The sequence below is a fragment of the Hwanghaeella sp. genome, assembly GCF_965227365.1.
Lineage (GTDB): Bacteria > Pseudomonadota > Alphaproteobacteria > UBA8366 > Aestuariispiraceae > Hwanghaeella.
On the sequence record NZ_OZ245754.1, the window covers coordinates 995,841 to 1,015,394 of the forward strand.

Consider the following 19,554-nt stretch of genomic DNA (forward strand, 5'->3'; position numbering starts at 1 on the left):
TTTTGCGTGTCGCAGGGCACACGCGTGTCATGCGTCCTTGCCGGCGTTTCCTGTATGGTAGCGCAGGAAAACGCCCAAATATTCCTGGTAGGTTACCCGCTCATTCTTGTCGATATCGAACATTTCGAATGTTGACCCATAGCGTGCCAATTTTGCGGCATCGTGTTCCGCCCGCGTCATTTCTCCATCGCCGTTGCTGTCGGCGTTCTTGAAGATGTGTTCCGCAATCCTCTCTGGTGAGGACATTCCGTCCGCAAAGGCGGCAACCGGTGTTATCAAGATTAAGGCGAAGAGTGATGTCTTCAACATTTCGGCCTCCTTCAAACAGGCTTGTGCCCATGATACGGCGGATAAACGCCGACGGACCGGCCGCGCGACGGACAGATTGTCACATCGATTAAGGTCATGTGCACAAGTGGCGGGCGTAGGCCAGAGGAACAAATGCCGGAAGGGTACGTCTTACACGGCCATCCCGAGGAGACGGTGGCGGCACCAAAACGAACATCTGCCGGCGGGCCGAAAGACGTGCCGGGAATGGGGGCCTCAACCCGTCATGCAGCGGTCCCTTCATCGGGGAAAGAATTGCAGATGGCTTTCACGTCGTCGAGATTCTGCAACAGGATGTCGACCACTTTGGGCTCAAAATGCTGGCCGCTCTGTTCATTCATCAGGTCGATGATCTTCTCCAACGGCCAGGCCTTCTTGTAGCAGCGGTCGCTGCCGAGCGCGTCGAATACGTCGGCCACGGCAGTGATCCGGCCGTAGATGTGAATTTCTTCGGCCTTCTTGCCTTCCGGATACCCTGTGCCGTTCCATTTCTCGTGATGGTCGCGCGCGATCAAGGCGCCGGCACGAAGGACGCGTTTGTTGGAATGCCTCAACATGTCGTATCCGAGCTTCGCATGGGTCTTCATTATTTCCCATTCGTCCGGCGTGTGTTTGCCCGGCTTGTTCAGGATCGCGTCCGGAATGCCGATCTTTCCCAGATCGTGCAGCGGCGAGGCGAGCCGAAGTATTTCCGCTTCTTCGGTCGGCAGTCCGTATTTCAGCGCGATCAGTTTACTGATTTCGGCGACGCGTTTGACGTGGTTCCCGGTTTCCTTTGACCGTGTCTCGACCGCTTCGCCAAGCATGTAGACGATTTCGCGTTGTGTCTGCTCGATCTCCTGATGCAGTTCGACATTCTCGAAGGCGATCGTGACATTGCGTTGAAACACGTCGAGCAGGGAGCGGTCCAAGTCGCTGATATCGCGCGTTATGCCCCGCAGGTATAACAGGTTCTCATTCCCGTTGCTGCCTACGATCCGGCCCATATACCGGTCGCCGGTAACACTGGACCCGGCCGTTTTCAGGGCCTCCTCCAGTTCGGAATGGATTTCCGGCGCAATATCCTTCGACAAATACTCGCCGACATAATTCTGGTAGTCGCCGGTGGCGGCGACGACGCGGAACCCTTCAGCGGTCTGACTGGCGGCAAAGCCGTCACTCTTGCAATAGAAAGCTTCTTCTTCGACATGCAGTAGAGAGGTCAGTTGTTCCAAGACACCATGGGCAAACTGTTCCATGGATTTCAGTTCGAAAATATTCGCGGAGGCTTCGATGATGTCCTCCAAGCCGCGTTTGTTGTGGGCCAGTGCAATGATGTCCCGGTACGACCGCAGCGAAGCGTGCATCAAGGTGAAGAGCTTCTTGGAGGTCAGCTCCGTCTTTTCCTTGTAGTCATTGATGTCGTAGTCGGTGATTACCCGGCTTTCGGGCGCCTGGCCCGGTTGTCCGGTCCGGAGGATGATGCGAACGAAGTTGTTCTTCGCTTCCTCGCGAACATACCGTGCGACGTCGAGGCCGGCATGCTCGGTCTCCATCACGACATCCAGCAACATGATCGCAGTGTCGGGGTGTTCGGCGATCGCCTTCTTGGCATCCGTGCCGGAATAGACCGATATGAATTCCAGTTCCTTGCCGTTGAAGGTGAACCCCGACAAGGCCATGCGCGTGACCGCATGAACGTCCGGTTCATCGTCGACGAGCATCACCTTCCATGTCCGGTCGTTCGACGGTTGGGGCTGGTCGTCGTCGGCGAACAGCAGATCGTCGTCAGCGAAGTTGATGGTGTTCATGAGGTTCCTCCACAGCGCAACGGGACGCGAATTTCAAAACTGACGCCTTGGCCGGGTTTGCTCTCGCATTCGATGGAGCCGCCAAGTTTCTGCGTTATCAGGTTGTAGACGATGTGCATGCCGAGACCGCTGCCGCCGGCACCTCGGTTTGTCGTGAAGAAGGGGTCGAAGATCCTTTTCACGTTCTCCGGCGGTATGCCCTTGCCGGTATCGGTGTAGATGACGCGCGCCTCATCACCGTCTTTATCCACCCCGACCTTGATCTCGCCGGGCGCATTGTCGGGGAAAGCGTGAATGATCGAGTTCATCACGAGATTGGTCAGGACCTGGGCGAAGGGGCCGGGATAGCTTTCGAGTTCAAGCATCTCGTCGCCTTCGATAGTGACGGAAATGCCGGTATTCATTTTCAGCTGGGGATGCAGGCTCCGCATTACCTCTTCCAGGTACTCACGCAGCCGGAATGAGCGGGCATCGTCGCTGGATTGGTCCACGGCGACTTGTTTGAAACTGCGCACGAGGTCCGCGGCCCGTTTCAGATTGGACGAGACGATCCCGCAGGATTGGTCTGCGGTCTCGAGGAATGACACGAGGTCGCTTTTCTTCATCCTTGCGCTGGCGAACCGATCATTGAGGTCGGCGCAACGCTCGTGCAAATGGCTGATCGCGGTGACGCTGATGCCGATCGGCGTGTTGACCTCATGCGCGACACCGGCCACCAGACCGCCGAGGGAGGCGAGCTTTTCGGACTGTACGAGTTCCGCCTCGGCCTGTTTCTGGTCGGTGATATCGGCACACCAGATAATGAAGGTCTTTTGACCGCGGAATTCTATCGGCACCGCGAAGATCTTGGCCCACCAGGTTTCACCATTAATCTTCCGACGTTCCATGACCGAACTGTCGGCGCCCACGCCTGTTTCGAAATGTTGACGCGCGGATTTGTAATCCTCAGGTGACACGAACGTGTTCGGGTATCCGTACGCAGTCAGTTCTTCGAGCGTCTCGGCCCCGAAAAGACGGAGATACTGTTTGTTCGCGTATGTGCGCTCTCCGATTTTCTCGCCGATGATGGAGACGCCGACAGGCGAGCTTTCCATCAGGCTGCTCAGCTCCGCGTCAGCCTTCTTCTGTTCGGTGATGTCGTTGTGCCAGACGATGATGGCCTTTTCGCCCATGAAGGTCGTCGGAACGGCTTCGAGCAGGGCCCACCAACGCTCGCCGGATACTTTCTTGCGCTCCATGACGAAACGCTTGAACGCGGTTCCGGTCTTGACGAATTTTCTGGTGGTTTCGAAATCTTCCCGGGAAACGAAAGTATCGACGAAACCGTACTCGTTGAGTTCGTCGATGGTATCTACGCCAAACATCTCCAGAAGCCGGGAGTTGGCGTATAGACGTTGGCCGCTATCGACGCTGATCGCGACAATACCAACCGGCGAACTGTCGAAAAGAAGCCTCAGTCGCTCTTCGCTTTTCTGCAACTCCTTCGTCGAGTCGTTCAATTGCTTCAGCATCGACTTCTGCCGGTCCTCGGCTGCGATACGGTCGGTCATGTCATGGTGCCAGATCACGATGCTCGGCTCGCCCTCGAAATTGAGCGGAATCGCATCGAGCTGAACCCACCAATGCTCGCCATTCACCCGTCTTCTTTCCATGACGACATTGCTGAGGGGCTTACCGGCTTCGATGCTGCCCTCGACCAACTGCCAGTCTTCTTCGCTTACGTATGAATTACGCACGCCGAAGGCATCCAGATCTGCGGAACTCTCAATGGCGAACATTTCCAGGAAGCGGTCGTTGCCGTAGAGCCGTTCTCCGGACCCGATCCGTTTCACGGAAATGCCGGCGGGAGAACTGTCGAGCAGATGCCGCAGGCGCCCTTCGCTTTCCTGCAATTCCTTGGTCGACTTATTCAATTGCCGGAGGATCTCCTGTTGGCGGTCTTCCGCAGCGATCCGTTCGGTGATGTCGCGCACGATGGCGGTGAAAAGCCGGTCCTCGCCGATAAACATGGTGGAGACGGTGACCTCTATCGGAAACTCGTCCCCGTTCTTCCGTTTGCCGTAAATGCGCCTCGAATCACCCAGCGTGTATGATTTGTCCTGTGTGGCGAATTTGGCGATGAATGAATCGTGGTTGGCGGCGGCTGACATGGGCATCAGACATTTCACGTTCTGTCCCATCACCTCGATCGGCGAATAGCCGAACATTGTCTGTGCGGAGGTGTTGAAGATCACGATCTTGCCGCTTTGGTCCAAGGCGACGATGCCGTCGCCGGCGGAGTTGACGATTTGCCGGACCTGTTCCTCCGAGCGGGTCAATTCTTCCTGCGCGAGCTTTCGGTCCGCGACCTCGTTCTCAAGATCCCGGGTGCGTTCCCGGACGATTTTTTCCAGATGATCCTTATGCATCTGCAATTCGGTTTCACGATTTTTGACCGTATCCGCCAGGGCATTGAAGGCCGCGCCCAATTCGCCGAGCTCGTCCGGCCGATCGGCGAGGATGCGCGCGCTGCTGTCACCGGCACGAAAGGCGTTCGTCACATCGACCATATGCGCTAGCCGGCGCGACAATCCGCCGGTGACCGAGACGCCGTAAGCGATGCCGCCCCCGATCACCAGCAATGCATAGAGAGCCGCGATCTCGAGCGATTTGATAAATTCGTTTTCCAGTTCCCTCTTGGAGATGACGACCTTGGCCCAGCCGACATGTTTTGTCCCGGAGAGGATGGGCCTCAGGACCGTGATCGTGGTGTCGCCCTGTACGACCTGATTTTGCACGTTTCTTAGCGCCGCGGTCTCAGTCAGCAGCGGGTCGCTGACGAATTCGGCAATCCGTTCCGGTTCGCTATGCGCCAGGATCAGACCCTTGGGGCTGAGAATCGCAGCGGCTTCAAGGCCGGGATATTCGGCAAGGGAGCGCGGCAGGTTTTCCAGGTTGAACAACCGATCGGTGCTGTTCGTCACCAAGGTCAGCGCAAGCCCTTGCGCTCGTTTCACGGCCTGGTCGAGGGCGTTGCTCTGCTGCCGGAAGAAAACATCGACGAAGAAGATCGAGGCGAGGGCGAGGGGGGCGCCTACGATCGCAAACAGCAACCGGCGGCGCACGGACACCGCTTTGCGGTCCGGTGCGCGGGCGAGGGGACGGGACAGGGCGCTCGTGGCGCTCATCTGTCGAACCGCTGGTGCAAATGCATCCTCGAAACCCTTCGTCCAATTGACGCACGGGTTTCGGTCCGACAGTCATGAGCGCGGAGACGGCGGCGCCATGACGACGGCGCGCAACCAATTTCACATCCCCGACGACCGATTGGTTTCCTCATCCTCCGGGTGCCGGAGAGAGGCCCGTTCTTGCATGACATGGCCGGTCAAAACCCTTTTCACGAACCGCACGCGGCAGCCCGAATGATATTAAATAATGTGAATACCCTAATATTAGGTTAAATCTTGCGGCCCAATCCTCAAATGAGGGGGGAAATCCACCGTCCGGCAGATGATTGACCGGCGTTTTGTCAACGGTTGTTGACCGGATGTACAGAATTGCAAATGCCGGTCATCTCGTTGCGCGGTTGCAGCCATTCTTTCCGGGGCAACGCTTTGATATACTCGTCGCGAGGGGCTCCGATCGTATCCGGAATGGAGTTCAAGATGCGTACCGACTATGCCTATCAAGATGCCATCCGGCGGGACTTCCGCAACAAGGTGACGGCCGTGATCGCGGTCGGCCTTCTCGCGCTCGTTCTGACGGGGGCGATCGAGGATCGTGGTTTTCTGGCTGGTCTGGTCTCCGGAGAGTTGCCGGGCGTGAACGTGCCGGTCTCGACGGAGACCCTGAAAGCCGGGTGAACCCGGTCGCCGACAACGGCGGCGGAAAGAAAAAGGGCCTCCCACGCGGAGGCCCTTGTCATTTGGGAGGGGGAGAGGTGTGCCGTTCAGGTCGCCTGCTCTTCTGGATCATGGCGCATTTTCAGCGGAACCAGGATCTCGAAAACCACGCCCTTGCCTGGCTCGCTGGAGCATTTGATCGTTCCCCCCAGTTTTCGGGTCACGAGATTGTAGACGACATGCATGCCCAAACCGCTGCCGCCTTTCGCCCGGTTCGTCGTGAAGAACGGGTCGAAAATCCGGGGCAGATTGTCGGCCGAAATGCCCCTGCCTGTATCCTTGTAGAGCAGGCGGGCCATCGATCCCTGTGATGTTGCTCGGACAGAGATCTCGCCGCCTTCGCCGTCGGGAAAGCCGTGAAGCACTGAATTCATGACAAGGTTGGTCAGGATCTGCGCGATCGGGCCGGGATAGCTCCCCATCTCCAGCCCCGGGTCGCCGTCGATCGAAACGGTCAGGCCCGGATTCCTTTTGAACTGGGGTTCGAGGCTCTGGGACACTTCGTGGATGTAGTCCAACAGGTTGAATTCCCGCAAGCCGTCGCCGGACTGGTCGACCGCGACCTGTTTGAAACTGCGGATCAGATCCGCTGCCCGATACAGGTTCGAATAAATGATGGACGTCGATTGCGTCGCGACATCGATGAAGGATGCCAGGGCGCTTTTCGTCATCCGCCCTTCAGAGAAGGATTTGTTGAGTGCGTCGGTTTGCTCCTTCAGATGGCTGATTGCGGTGACGCTGACGCCGATCGGGGTGTTGACCTCATGCGCCACGCCCGCGACCAGGGCCCCGAGGGACGCCATTTTTTCCACCTGAGCGATTTCCGCTTCGGCAAGTTTCTGATCCGTAATGTCCAGGTGCCAGACAATGGTGCTGGGTTTTCCGTCGAATTCGATCGGGATAGCGTCCAAGAGGGCCCACCAACTGTCTCCATGCACGTTGCGACGTTGCATGACGAAACGCGAGAACCCCTTGCCGCTCTCGATGCATTGCTTGGCGGTCTCGCAGTCCTCCTGGTTTACGAATGTCCTCGCGAACCCGAATTCTTCTATTTCCTTCAGCGAGTTGACGCCGAACATCTCAAAGAATTTCTGGTTCGCATAAGAGCGTTTCGTGGTTCCGTTGTTCAGCACGGAAATGCCGGCCGGTGCGCTGTCCAATATCTGGCGGATACGCTTTTCGCTTCTCTGCTGCCGTTTCTGGGACTGTTTCAGTTCGGACAGGGTTTCCTTCAGGTGGTCTTCGGATTCGATCCGGGCGGTGATGTCCCGGACAATCGCCGTAAACGTTTGTTCCTCATCGAAATGCAGCGTGGATATGGCGATTTCGACCGGGATCAGTTCGTCGCTCTTCGTCTTGGCGTAGATCCGACGTTCGTCACCCAGGACGTAAGGGCGATTCGTTGTGGTGAAGTTCCTGATATGGCTGTCATGATTTGCCGCGGCGGCAGCGGGCAGCAACGTTTTTACGTTCTTACCCATTACTTCGACGACGGAATAGCCGAAGATTTTCTCCGCCGCATTGTTGAACAGCACGATATTGCCGTCCTTGTCGGTCGAGACGATCCCGTCGCCGGCCGAGTTGATCAGCATCCGCGTTCGCTCTTCACTGTTCTTAAGGGCACGCTCGACCTGCTTGCGTTCCTTGATCTCGTTTTCCAAGCTGCTGGTTCGCTCCTCCACCAGCTTTTCCAGATTGTCCCTGTGCAGCCGCAACTCGCTTTCGCGGTCATGCAGAACGTCGGCGAGATTGTTGAGCGTTTTCGCCAGAACCCCCAGTTCGTCATTCCGGATGATCTGGATGCGCTGCCGGCTGCCCTTGTTGCGTAATTCCTGGGCGACGGATGCCATATGGGAAAGGGTGTGTGTGAGGCCACGGGCGAGAAGATACGCAAACAGTATTCCGATGGCGATTGCCACGATCGTGTAGATTATCCCGTCCCGCGTGACTATCTGCAGGCTCTTGTTCACGTCATCGAGTGAGATCGCGACTCGGGCCCAGCCGATATGCTGACCGTTCGCCAGGACCGGGGCCGCGATGTCGATCAGATCCTTCCCGAGATTGAGCGTTTGCGGCGTATGTTCGGCACCGATCAGGCGCTTGCTGTTGGCGTCGGCCAGGAACTTTCCGACGAAACGGCGATCGCTGTGTGCCAGGACCCGGCCAAGCGGGCTGACCACCATCGCATATTGCAGGCCGGGATATTTGCTTTGCGATTCGACGATTTCCTCCAATCCCAGGACGTCATCCGCAAGAACCCAGGACGTGCTGTTGGCGGCCAGGGTCTCCGCCAAACTCGTGGTTTGCGCGACGCCCTGCGAAGACAGGAATTCTTGCTGCCTGTGAACCAGGTCGAACACGAAAATCGACATCAGGACGGCATGGACGGCAATGATACCCAAAATCAATTGCCGTCGGATCGACGCGGTCCAAAACCTCTCTACCTTCGTGAACAGCCCTCTGATCATCGACATGCCGGTTCCTCAATCAACCGGGCGGACGGTTTCGGCGAAGACTTCAACGAAATCGACAACGGACTGGAAGGTGTCATTATCCGCCCGCTCGAAGCGTGACAGATCCATGCGATGGAGAAGAGCCCGTCCGGCTTCATGTTCGTGCAGCCCGAAAAGGACTGCGGCCACTTCGTCGACCAGATCCGAGGCCACGTCGCCGCGGGCGACAAGGCCATTATTCGGCAGAGGGTCGGTTTGCCATTTGATTTCCAGTTCCTCGGATAGTTGCGGACGTTCGGCCGCAAGCAACCGCCACGGGGGCGGCCACGTCGCGCCGGCAACCGTGTCGCCCAGGAAGACATTCATGATCGAGGATTCCTGGGAGCCGACATACCGGATATCGAGATCCTTCATGACGTCCAGGCCGTTCGTCTGAAGGTAAAACTGGGGCATCATCGTCGCGGCCAGAGCGGACGGTGCCGGGAAGCTCACCGGCTTGCCTTTGAGGTCTTCGACCTTCTCTATGCCGGAGTCCTTTCTGACCAGGATGATGCCCCGGAAATTGTGATCGTCCCCCATTTTCCCGAACACCCGATAGCCATGCTTGAGGGAGTTGATGGTTTGGAACGGATTGGGCAGGGAGAAGTGGAATTTTCCCGAATACAGTTTTTCGTCATATGCAGCGTAGTTTCTAGATGCCTCCAGCCGGAATTTGGCTTCTGGAATTTTGGCTTCCAAGTGGCGCATCAAGGGGCCGAAGATCTCGTGCAGACGTTCGGGATTGTGTAGTGGATGTATGCCGAAAACGTAGATTTGCTCCTGGTTGCCGGGGCCGTCGCTGAACTCGGGCGATTGCGTGGACTGGTCCTGTTCTTCACAGGCGCTCAACAGCGCCGTGGAGGCACAAAAGATCACCAACAGGAATAGTTTTCTCGGAAAGCCCACCATATCGGTGTCACTCCAATAACTCACATTAGAATAGTGGTAATATAAAAATCAAAACAATTGATTAACGGAATCCGGTCGCGGCTCGTTCAATAGCGGACAGGCGTATCAACAAGGGGGAGGGCAGGTGTGGGTCGCGGATCGTAGGAACGCCGTAATAGACAAGGGCCCCTGTAGAGGGGGCCCTTGCCGGATCGCCGAGCAGGCTGCTCCGTGTTTGTTTCGAATAGGAAACCGGATCAGGCCGAGCGGATGTCCTGAAGGAATTTTTCGACGCGCGATTTCAGGCTTGCGGCCTGCTTGGACAATTCCTTCGATGTCGACAACAGTTCCTGCGAGGCCTCCCCGGTCTGTTCCGCCGCGGAGCTTACTTCGCCGATGTTTTCGCTGACCTCGCGGGCGGCGCCGGAAACCTCCTCGACATTACGGGAGATTTCATTGGTGGCGGAGTATTGCTCCTCGGTCGCCGCCGCAACCGCGGCCGCCACGTCCAGAACATCGCTGACTTTCCGGGAGATCAGGGAGATCGCCTCGACCGCCGAGGTCGTGCGGGTCTGCACGTCGGCAATCTGTTTGGCGATTTCCTCCGTCGCGTTGCCCGTCTGGCCGGCCAGTGCCTTCACTTCGTTCGCCACGACGGCGAAACCCTTGCCGGCCTCGCCGGCGCGGGCGGATTCGATTGTCGCATTGAGTGCCAGCAGATTGGTCTGTTCCGAGATATCGCGGATCAGGTTCACGACCTCGCCGATCTTGTCGGTCGCCTCGGCCAGGGCGCGGACTTCCTGTTCGGTTTCCTGGGCCTGTTGCTGCGTCTCCCGGGCAAGCGTATTGGCCTGGGCCATCTGCTGGGTGATTTCCGCGATCGATGCCGACAGTTCGGTTGCCGCCGTGGCCACGGTCTCCGTGCTGCTCGAGGTCTCTTCGGAGGAAGAGGCGACGACGGCAGCGCGGCGGGTGGACCCGTCGGCCAGTTGATTCAGGGATTGCGCGGTCTGTTCCAGTTCGGTCGATGCGGCGGAGACGATGGAGGTCATTTCGCCCGCATCCGTCTCGAACCCTTGCGTGATCTGGCGGATCCGCTCGGCGCGCTCCAGATCCGCCTTCTGGCGGGCATTAGCTTCTTCCGACAGTGTCCTGGCCTGTATCAGGCTCTTGCGGAATTCCTCCAGCGCTTCGGCCATGGAACCGACTTCGTCGCCGCGCCCGGTGCCGGGAACCGTCGCATCGTAATTTCCGGCGGAAATCGTCTCCATCGTTTCCGTGATCGAGATGATCGGCTTGGATATGCTGTTGTTCAGCAGGAAGTAGGCGATCACCGCGATCAGGATGCCGACCAGGGACCCGACGAACGCGACGATCAACAGTATCTGGAAGGACTGATCCGCGTCGGCGCGGTATTGGGCCAGAACCTGATTGCCGAGAACCTGGAGTTCATTGAACGTCTTGGATATGTCTTCGAGATAGAGCTGTCCGGTGCCGTTCGCTTCGATGATGCGCGCCTCGTCCACGGTCAGCGGTTGGCGCATCAATCGGATCTGCTGACGGGCGACGGCCTGCCACTCCGCGGTCCGCGCCTCGTACTGCTCCAGCAACGCACGCGCCGCGGGAACGGTCAAGCGGGTGCGGATGCTGTCGAGCATGGTCCGCATGGCCGTGGCGCTCTCCTCGAAAGCGACGATGTTCTGCCGGTCGCCGGTCAGCAACAGACCGCGGATCACCAGCAATTGTGTGTTTGCTTCGGCATGGGCCAGGTCCAAGTCGGCGAGGATGTGCTGAACCCTGTCGGTTCCCTGCGCGGCGTCGTCCGCGCGCTGGACCGAGAAGTTCGTCGCCGCGGCACTCAAGACCAGCAGCGCGATCAGAAGGCCGAAAACGATGATCAGTTTCCGGCCGATGCGAAGATTGTTGAACATCTGCATTGCCTTGGCCCCCCCTTTAGGACGCAACGCCGGCACGGGCGCGGCGTTCCAGTTCGGTGAGATTCACTTCGACGGTGATGGCGCCGAGAGCGACGCCCTGGGGGTCTGTAACGGTCATGTTCAACTGGGCGCGCCAGGTTTTCGTGCCGTCGTGGAACTCCGCTTCGTCGACGAAGACGGCGTTCGGGCCTACATCGAAGGTCTTCTGAAACTTGCCTTCGTCACCTTGCCAATAGTCGCTGGTGACCGCGCTTTGCCCGGTGTTGAGACCGTTCGTGTCCATCACGAAAATCTCGGTGAAAAGCCCGACCGAGTTCGACTGGATACGGATCAGATAGGAAGACAAAGGATTGGCGAGAACCGAAGTGATCAACGGCTGATCGTCGACTTCCCGTTCCGCACGCCACTGCTTGTCCAGCAGGTCGATGTCTTCCTGAGGGAGCTTTCCATACAGGTTCTTGCGCCCCGTCAGCGCGGAGACGACGATTGGCGCGGTTGCCCATTTTCGGACATCCGCGATGAAGCCGTCCGTAACCAGCTCTCCGACCGACATGGAGAGCGGTTCGGGGTCTGCGGCATGGACCGGCGTCATCCACACCATACTCGCCATGAGCGCCGCGCCGGCAACAAATCTGGAAGCAGTTTTGAACATTGTCATTTCCTCACCGCTGTATCCGACAAATTCAGTAGGCGGATTTCGGCAGCGGTCTTGTCGACCGTCTTGCCCGCATGGCGGCTCGAGGCCGCGACATTCAACCGATTATACCGATATGGTTAATATTTTCATAAAATTACTCTAATTGAAGTATAGTGTTACCGATTTCCCTTTGCCGCCAAATCTGTACAGAAGGGCTTTGTAGTTACGTCCCTGTCCGCTCTCCGGTTTATTGGTGACCACATTCGGCAGGACGGAGGAGGAGGCACAAACCTTCCGCGCTTGCTGACATTCCGAGAAGCGGGCGATGCCAGCGGACCGCGCCCGAGATGATGTTTCCGAACGCGGGAGGAGCGGATCGGCGGCTGCTCTGCCGTACCGTCGTTTTGCCGGGCAAAGGCACGCTTTTCGTTGCAATCCGGGCCTGTCATGGCGCATAGACTTGAGGGCGGCCGGTGAATACTCCCCCCTCCATTGGCAACGCAAAGCCGAACGACAAGAATTGCAGATAGAATGAGTTCTTCGATGCAGGGTGATGAAGGGCGGCACAGCTGCACCGTCAGCGTTGTTATTCCCGTCTACAATCGCAATGAGATCCTGGCGGATGCCGTCCGCAGCGCGTTGGCGCAGACCTATGCCAATATCGAAGTCATCGTCGTCGACGATTGTTCGACCGTGCCTATTGACGGCAGTCTTGCCTCGATTTCGGATGACCGTTTGAAAGTCATACGCCGTGAGCGCAATGGCGGCGCCGGCGCCGCGCGGAACACCGGTATCCGGGCGGCGACCGGCGACTACATCGCGTTCCTGGATTCAGATGACGAGTGGTTTCCGGAAAAACTCGAACGTCAGATGGAAGTCCTTGCCGAAGCGGCGCAATCGCAAAAGCCGATCAGCGCCGTTACATGCGGATTTCTGATCCACAAGGAAAACGGCGGCGCTTTCGACTACGAAGACGTGCGCATGCCGCAACCGGCGCTCGGCCTGGAACGTCTGGTCTGGGGATGCGATCTGAGCCCGGGGTCCACGCTGGTCGTAAGCAGAGAGGCCTTCCTGGAAACGGGCGAGTTCGATGAAAGTTTCTCGAGATTCGAGGATTGGGAATGGCTGATCCGCTTCGTGCAGGCCCATCAGATTGCGGCAGTCGATCAATGCCTGTGCCGCATCAATGTCGGCACGCGGCCCGATGCGGACCGGGTCAAGGCGTCCTCCAATCAACTCCTGGCAGCGCATGGAAAACGCTTCCGTGACATATCGTTCTCAATCTACATGCGTTTCGTATCAACGATTCAGCTGGAGAAATGCGCGGCCTATTGGCATGACGGCAAATATCCGGGGTTGATCTTCTACGGCGTGCTTGCCCTGATCGCGTGGCCCTTCCGTGATTTCCGGTTCTATTGGAATGGCCTCAAGCGGTTTTGTTCTACCCCACCGGTTCGTGTGTCGTCGAACAAGACGCGCGTGCTCCACATCATCAACAGTCTGGGGCCCGGCGGCGCCGAACGCATGCTGACCAACGTCGTCGTCGGCACGCAGTCGGAAGAGCTCGAACATCATGTAATCAGTTTGAAGAAAGACGATTTCTACGCGCCAACCCTCAGGGCAGCGGATGTCGAATGCACGATATTGAGCGTAAAGAACGTCCGGTCGGCCCTGGAAGGCCTGATCACGATTTCGAAGCTCATCCGAAGCACCAAACCCGACATCATCTCGGGCTGGATGTACCATTCGAACGTCTTTGCCTTCTTTGCCCGCCTGCTGTCGGGCGAGGGCCGCCGCACCAGTCTGATCTGGGGCATTCGGTGTTCCCTCATGCAATTGGAGCATTACGGACGACAGTTGCGGCTGGTCGTCGGGCTATCCCGCCATCTCAGTACTTTTCCCGACCTGATCGTCGCGAATTCCTTCCAGGGGCGTTCGGATCATATTGCGCTCGGTTTCCGCCGTTCCCGGTTCGCCGTCATCCATAACGGTTTCGACACGACGCGTTTCGCGCCGTCCGACGCTGAGCGCGCCAGGATGCGGGCCGAGTTGAATATTCAGGACGATGTTCTGGCCGTCGGCGTCGTCGCCCGAAACGATCCGATGAAGAATTATCCTCTTCTGCTTGGTGCGGTGAAAGACATGCCGGGGGTGGTTTGCGTCGCGGTCGGACTTGAGACGGATGAACTGCCGGAACAGGACAACCTCATCGCGCTCGGCCTGCGAAACGATATTCCGCAAATCATGTGCGGGTTCGACGTGCTGGTCTCCTGCTCATCCTTCGGCGAGGGCATGTCCAATTCGATCGGTGAGGCGATGTCCTGTGCGGTTCCCGTCATCGCGACCGATATCGGTGATTCCAAACACCTGGTCGCGAAAACCGGCATCGTGATCCCGCCCGATGACAAGGCTGCACTCGAGGAAGCGATCGCCCGCCTGCGGGACGACCCGGCCCTGCGGCGGAACCTCGGCCGACAGGCGCGGGAGCGGATCGAGAAGGATTTTTCCATCGAAGCCAGCCGCGAGGAGTTCCGCCGCCTGTTCCTGACCGGCGCCTTCGGCGACAGGCCGTGTTGATATAGGCACTATGGGACGTCAGTTCTTTACGGATGCAATGCTGGTCGTGCCTGGGATTGCATCGATAAAGCCTGCGGCGCGAAGTAACGGTGGTCGGCCCAAACTCTGAACCGGTTTCATTGGAAGGCTGCAGGTTTTCTTCAAGATCTTACCTTGGCGTTTGCGTCGAGGCTGCTTCACCTAAAATCGACGGGGCATATAATAATGGTAATGGGGTGAGTTCGCTGCCTTTGTCCGCTCGAGCGATCCGGGGGCGCGCATTCATGGGGCGACCCCGTTCATCCTGAACAAGAGCCTCAGGCGTGCCTTTTCGGGCGAAAGGCCCAAGAAGTCGCGAACGTGGAAACCCGCGTCTTCCGCACGGTCGACATAGCCCGGATAGATGTGATTGAGATCCGCCCCGCTGTCATGGCAGCGAGAGGCCAAAACCACGGGCAAGCCGGTCCGATTGATCCATTCCGCCAAGGCGGTGAACAGCGAGCTCGACAGGGACGCGTAACCAGGGCAGGCAACAACAAGCCCGTCCGTGCCTTCTAATATTGCCGGATCGAACCTGTATCCCGTCGCCATCGACAGGATCGGAATGTTGAGTTCACGCCAGGAGATGGACGAGAAATCAATCGGCCCGGCGGCAGCGTCCCTGTCTTTATCCCGGCCCGGACAGGCGGAGAAGGCATTTAGACTATGCGTACTGGTCTTGATCGTGCGGGCGGGGGGCAGGACCGAACCACCGATCGCGATCAAGACGCCTCTCTCACCACGTTGCGCGCGTTCTTCAATGAGGCCGGCGGCGAAACGAAGGTTTCGGGTTCCGTCGAAGTCTGGCGCAAAGGGCGGGCGCATCGCCCCTGTGACAATCACATTCGCCGATTTCCCGAGAATGAGTGACAGACCATAGGCGACTTCCTCCAGGGTGTCGGTGCCGGTCGTTACGACGACTCCCTGCGCGCCCATGGTCTCCCCGGCGATGAACTGAGCAACTGAGACGATGTCGAGGGGAGTGATATCGGCGCTGTTCACCGTCATGAGCTGCGTCGACGACCAGGTGCCCTTGAGGTCGCCGACGGCTGAATCTGTCAGCAACTCTGCTATGTTGGCACGGGAAACGGCCCGGCCTTCGCCCATGGCCAGGGAAATAGTGCCGCCCAGCCCGATCACGATGTGGTTTCCGACCAATTTTGGATCAGCCCCCCTCAGGCCGCTGAAGGTGGTTATTCCCCTTGCCTGTGCCCTTCTACGAGGAAGGACGGGACGGCGGCGTCGGGATCCAGGGTCCGTATCACATAGCTGTCGGCCTTTGGTTCCCAGTCCTTCCAAAGATCGTTCAAGTGCTCGATCGGTGTAGCGCTCTTGTCGACCCGGAGGTCCGCATAGGCGAAGTCGTGCTCGCCGTAAACAAGCAGCGCGGCAGATTGGAGTGGATCCAGTTCGCCTCCCGCGGCGAGACCTGCTTCGAGCGCGGCGATCAGGCGTGCGGCCAGGGGACCTTCGGTCTCCTCAAAACCGGCGATCATCGCCGGAAGGACCTTTGCATTCGTGAGATAATTCCCAATCGCAAGGCAGTCCTTCCCGACCGTTGCACCGCATGTGGGCAGACATGAAGCCCCGGTATAGTGGGCAGCCTTTCCGGATCGATCCAAGACCCCCAATTGACGCCAATGAACCGCAACAGCCGCATCCCGCATGGCCCACAATGCCGTTTCAGGGTTGCCGGATTGTGCATGTGCCGCGAGTCCCACGCCATGTAGCGTCGGGTCCGTTCTGGCTTGGGAAAACACCACGCAGTCCTTACCGACACGACCGCAACGCGCACCAACGCAAACGCTGGATGTTGTAACCGCACAGCCCAATTGGCCGGTCTGTCTGCAGATACCGCCGATCGCGAAGGTCATTTCAGGAGTCTCCACCAGGAATTGGAAGGAAAGAATACGTCGACAGCGATAAGATTATGAATAAAAATTACGGGTCCAGCTATAAGGTGAGGTTAATGATTAACGCGCGGCAATTGGAGGTTTTGAGCACCGTCATCGAAGTCGGCACCACGGCCCGCGCGGCCGAACTTCTGAACGTATCCCAACCTGCCGTCAGCAATATGCTTCGTCATACGGAGAGCATCACCGGCCTGCGATTGTTCAAGCGGGACCGCGGACGTCTGATCGCAACGCCTGAAGCGCGGCATCTCGCCAACGAGGCGAAGCACCTGTTCATGCAACAGCAGCGTATCCGCGTGATTGTCGAGGAACTGCGGGAAGGGGCGACCGGCAGCCTGACGGTTGTCGCTTCGCCCAGCCTGGGTTTGGGCGTGCTGTCCAAGGCGATGGCGGCCTTTGCCCGGGAACGGCCGAAACTTCGCCTGTCGCTCGAACTGGGATCAATCGATGAAATAACGGACATGATCTCCAGCGGGCGCGCCGAACTCGGTTTCTCCATCACAACGGCCCGCCACCCTTCGGTCTCTGTTGCGCCGGTTGCCGACGGTCGGCTGGTATGCGTGATCCCGCATGACCATCCTTTCACGACGTTGAAAAAGGTAAGGATCATCGACTTGAATGCGGTCCCGTCGATTTCCTATTCGGCACTCACGCCGCTGGGACAGTTGATTGACGGTGTCTTTTCGCGGCAAGGGTTGGAACGGCGATATGCCTGCGAAGTCCGCCACACGGCAACCGCCCTGGAGATGGCGGCCGGTGGGTTGGGGCCGGCGTTGATCGACAATTTTGCGCTGATCGGGCGGTCGGAGATACGGGTTGAAGTAAAAGAGACGGATCCGGTTCTGCCCATCCGGATTTTTTCGCTGACGCCGAAAGCCTTTCCGACCTCCCAGGTCGCGACAACCTTTCTGGGCTTTTTCAGGAACTACTTGGAGAAACCGATCGATTGACGGTTCAGTCGCGTAGCTTCCATTCGCTTTGCCTGGCTTCCGTCGGAAAGCTGTCTTCCAGCCCAAGTTCCCGGATCCGTGTAATCGACGCTTGGAACAGACCGCGGGAAACTGGAACGTCGTCGGGTGTAAGCGCAACCGATCGAAGAAAATTGTGCTGCTGTCCATAGGCGACAAAGAGGTCCCTGAGCGCCTGAACCGCTTCTTCAGATCGATCAACCCTCAAATCGAACTGCGTAACACCATCCCCGCCACTCACTAAAAGCGCGGCGGACCGCACCGGCTCGACGATCTCTCCCCCTGCTTCGCGGCCGGCTTCCAGACCGCGCAACAGTCTCTCCGCCAAGGGTTCTCCGGCAGCTGCTTCGAACGCCGCCACCATCGCGTCGGTGACGTCCGGCGTCGCCAGAATATTGCCGATCGCGACGCAATCCCGTCCTTCCGTTCCATTATAGATCGAATACATCATTCTACCGTGGAAAACGGCGGTGCGGCCGTGTTGATCCAGTGCCGCGAGCTGGCGCCAGTCGATGGTATCCTGGCTGGCCGCGACTCGGTCGATCGCGTCAGGCGCAGAGTTCCCTTGAGCGAGAAGATCTATGCCCATTTCCGCCAGGCGGCTATCCGTTCTGTGCTGACTGAGGAAGGCACCGCGCCGGTGCACCACTTTGAGGCACCGGTTGCCAACCGCGAGTGCCGAGGTTCCGATAACCCCACCGAAGGATCCGGTATCCGGACAACGTCCGATCATGGAATAGGTCATAGTCTATACTCTGTCTGCGTGAGGCATTTCGACGTCGCGCTCCCGCTCCCGGAACCGCGACCACATGGCATCCGTGACGCTTTGGGCCTTATCGACCACGGCGCGTTCGTCCATCGACAGGACTTGTCCGTCGCGCATCAGGAAGCGGCCGTCGACCATGGTGTCCGTCACGATGCCGGGATGCCCGTAGTGGACAATGTTTGACACCAGGGAAATACGTGGAACCAACACAGGCGTGCTCATGTCGTACAGCGCGAGATCGGCCTTCGCGCCGACCGAAATATGGCCGAGGTCCGGACGGTCCAGCGCCTTGGCGGCGTTCACGGTCGCGTAGTTGAAGACGTTTCCCGGTCCTGGCATCACCGAGCGCCCGTAGGCGCCGCGGTGAATGACCAACGCCATTTTCATCGACTGGAACATGTCCGTCGTCATGTTGTCGGTAGCAAGCGCGATGTTTATACCGGACTCCAGGATTGCCTTGATCGGCAGCTTATGCGGTCCTTTTGCGGACATGCTCGCCGGACTGTGTATGAAGTGCACATCATGGGCCGCCAGGATCTCGACGTCGCTCTCGGTGCAGAAAGTCCAATGCACGGCCAACAGGTCGCTTCCGAGCCAGTCGTTCTCGCGCAGATACTCCGTCGAGGTCATGCCATGCAACGCTTCGACCTGTTTTACCTCGGAGATGATCTGGCTCAGATGCACCGTGCGGCGTAGATTGTGGGCTGCGGCGAGTTTTCTCAACTCGGCGAGCATCCAGGGTGAGCAGTTATCGGGCGCGTGAGCCGCTATCATGGCCTGAACGCGCCCATCCTCCGCACCATGAAACTTCTCGATCAGCGCATGGGTCCGGTCAAGAAAGGTCGTGCCCCAATCGCGGTCGAACACATAGCCTTCGCGGCTCACTTTGGTCGTCACCGCGTCCGCGGCGCTTTCGCAGAGATAGAGCCGCATGCCACTGTCGGCCATTGCCTGGGCATAGTCCGCGACGTGGCGCAACGGGTCGACCATTGTGGTCGTACCGCAACGGATTGCCTCGAGGCACGCGAATTCCGCGATTGCGGCACGTTCCGCAGGTTCCAGCAGATAGCTCGCGGGGACCATGTACTGGTAGACCAGATTGCCCTCGATATCCTCGACGGTCCCGCGCAGCACCATAAGGACCGAATGCGTGTGGGCGTTGATCAACCCGGGGGCGATAACTTTTCGGGACGTGTCGATCCGCTCGAAGGATTCAAAGTCCGTTCCGTTGAGCGGTTCCTCCTGAATGGCGACAATACGGTCTTTCTCGACCGCGATGGTGCCGCGGCGCAGTTCCGGCAGGCCGGCAGGCGACAGCGCCAGATAATGTGCGTTTTCGAATAGATACCCACTCATGCCG

At 58.4% G+C, this 19,554-nt stretch carries 14 protein-coding genes; 3 read left to right on the forward strand and 11 right to left on the reverse strand.

Annotated elements, in window-relative coordinates; all coding sequences use genetic code 11:
- Nucleotides 1-27: 27 nt before the first annotated feature.
- The 3 genes from ACQK2G_RS04455 to ACQK2G_RS04465 all read right to left on the reverse strand — a co-directional run bounded on the left by ACQK2G_RS04455 (nucleotide 28) and on the right by ACQK2G_RS04465 (nucleotide 5,284).
- Nucleotides 28-309, reverse strand: coding sequence for an EF-hand domain-containing protein (locus ACQK2G_RS04455; RefSeq protein WP_425403818.1), 282 nt, complete (start codon nucleotides 307-309; stop codon nucleotides 28-30).
- Between the two features lie 242 nt (nucleotides 310-551).
- Complete coding sequence (locus ACQK2G_RS04460; RefSeq protein ID WP_425403819.1) at nucleotides 552-2,117, reverse strand: DUF3369 domain-containing protein; 1,566 nt, start codon at nucleotides 2,115-2,117, stop codon at nucleotides 552-554.
- Nucleotides 2,114-5,284, reverse strand: a complete 3,171-nt coding sequence (locus ACQK2G_RS04465; RefSeq protein ID WP_425403820.1) for a PAS domain S-box protein — start codon at nucleotides 5,282-5,284, stop codon at nucleotides 2,114-2,116. Before ACQK2G_RS04465 ends, ACQK2G_RS04460 begins: the two co-directional genes overlap by 4 nt.
- A gap of 477 nt (nucleotides 5,285-5,761) precedes the next feature.
- Here ACQK2G_RS04465 and ACQK2G_RS04470 point away from each other — a divergent pair, with 477 nt between their 5' ends.
- A complete protein-coding gene (locus tag ACQK2G_RS04470) occupies nucleotides 5,762-5,959 on the forward strand; it encodes a hypothetical protein (RefSeq protein ID WP_425403821.1) in 198 nt (65 codons plus the stop codon).
- Between the two features lie 86 nt (nucleotides 5,960-6,045).
- Here the strand turns inward: ACQK2G_RS04470 and ACQK2G_RS04475 are convergent, their stop codons facing one another.
- The 4 genes from ACQK2G_RS04475 to ACQK2G_RS04490 form a co-directional block, all read right to left on the reverse strand.
- Nucleotides 6,046-8,472: a PAS domain S-box protein gene (locus ACQK2G_RS04475; protein WP_425403822.1), complete on the reverse strand. Its 2,427-nt coding sequence runs from the start codon at nucleotides 8,470-8,472 to the stop codon at nucleotides 6,046-6,048.
- 9 nt (nucleotides 8,473-8,481) lie between these two features.
- On the reverse strand, nucleotides 8,482-9,399 hold the full coding sequence (locus ACQK2G_RS04480; RefSeq protein ID WP_425403823.1) for a phosphate/phosphite/phosphonate ABC transporter substrate-binding protein: 918 nt from the start codon (nucleotides 9,397-9,399) through the stop codon (nucleotides 8,482-8,484).
- 236 nt (nucleotides 9,400-9,635) lie between these two features.
- Entirely contained in the window at nucleotides 9,636-11,309 is a 1,674-nt protein-coding gene (locus ACQK2G_RS04485; RefSeq protein ID WP_425403824.1) for a methyl-accepting chemotaxis protein, read from the reverse strand.
- A 22-nt stretch (nucleotides 11,310-11,331) separates the two neighbouring features.
- Nucleotides 11,332-11,967 carry a hypothetical protein gene (locus tag ACQK2G_RS04490; protein WP_425403825.1) on the reverse strand — a complete coding sequence of 212 codons (636 nt, stop codon included), beginning with the start codon at nucleotides 11,965-11,967 and terminating at the stop codon, nucleotides 11,332-11,334.
- A gap of 516 nt (nucleotides 11,968-12,483) precedes the next feature.
- Between ACQK2G_RS04490 and ACQK2G_RS04495 the strand changes: the two genes are divergently transcribed.
- Entirely contained in the window at nucleotides 12,484-14,529 is a 2,046-nt protein-coding gene (locus tag ACQK2G_RS04495; RefSeq protein WP_425403826.1) for a glycosyltransferase, read from the forward strand.
- Nucleotides 14,530-14,790: 261 nt separating this feature from the next.
- Here the strand turns inward: ACQK2G_RS04495 and ACQK2G_RS04500 are convergent, their stop codons facing one another.
- Nucleotides 14,791-15,705, reverse strand: coding sequence for an asparaginase (locus ACQK2G_RS04500; RefSeq protein ID WP_425403827.1), 915 nt, complete (start codon nucleotides 15,703-15,705; stop codon nucleotides 14,791-14,793).
- Between the two features lie 35 nt (nucleotides 15,706-15,740).
- The gene (locus tag ACQK2G_RS04505; protein WP_425403828.1) at nucleotides 15,741-16,421 is read right to left on the reverse strand and encodes a DUF1028 domain-containing protein; all 681 of its coding nucleotides are present in this window, start codon (nucleotides 16,419-16,421) and stop codon (nucleotides 15,741-15,743) included.
- A 95-nt stretch (nucleotides 16,422-16,516) separates the two neighbouring features.
- On the opposite strand from ACQK2G_RS04505, the gene ACQK2G_RS04510 reads away from it, so the two are divergent.
- Nucleotides 16,517-17,410, forward strand: coding sequence for a LysR family transcriptional regulator (locus ACQK2G_RS04510; protein WP_425403829.1), 894 nt, complete (start codon nucleotides 16,517-16,519; stop codon nucleotides 17,408-17,410).
- Between the two features lie 4 nt (nucleotides 17,411-17,414).
- Here the strand turns inward: ACQK2G_RS04510 and ACQK2G_RS04515 are convergent, their stop codons facing one another.
- Together ACQK2G_RS04515 and ACQK2G_RS04520 are read right to left on the reverse strand one after the other, a co-directional pair.
- Entirely contained in the window at nucleotides 17,415-18,173 is a 759-nt protein-coding gene (locus tag ACQK2G_RS04515; protein WP_425403830.1) for a DUF1028 domain-containing protein, read from the reverse strand.
- A gap of 3 nt (nucleotides 18,174-18,176) precedes the next feature.
- A complete protein-coding gene (locus ACQK2G_RS04520; protein ID WP_425403831.1) occupies nucleotides 18,177-19,550 on the reverse strand; it encodes an amidohydrolase family protein in 1,374 nt (457 codons plus the stop codon).
- Nucleotides 19,551-19,554: the final 4 nt, after the last annotated feature.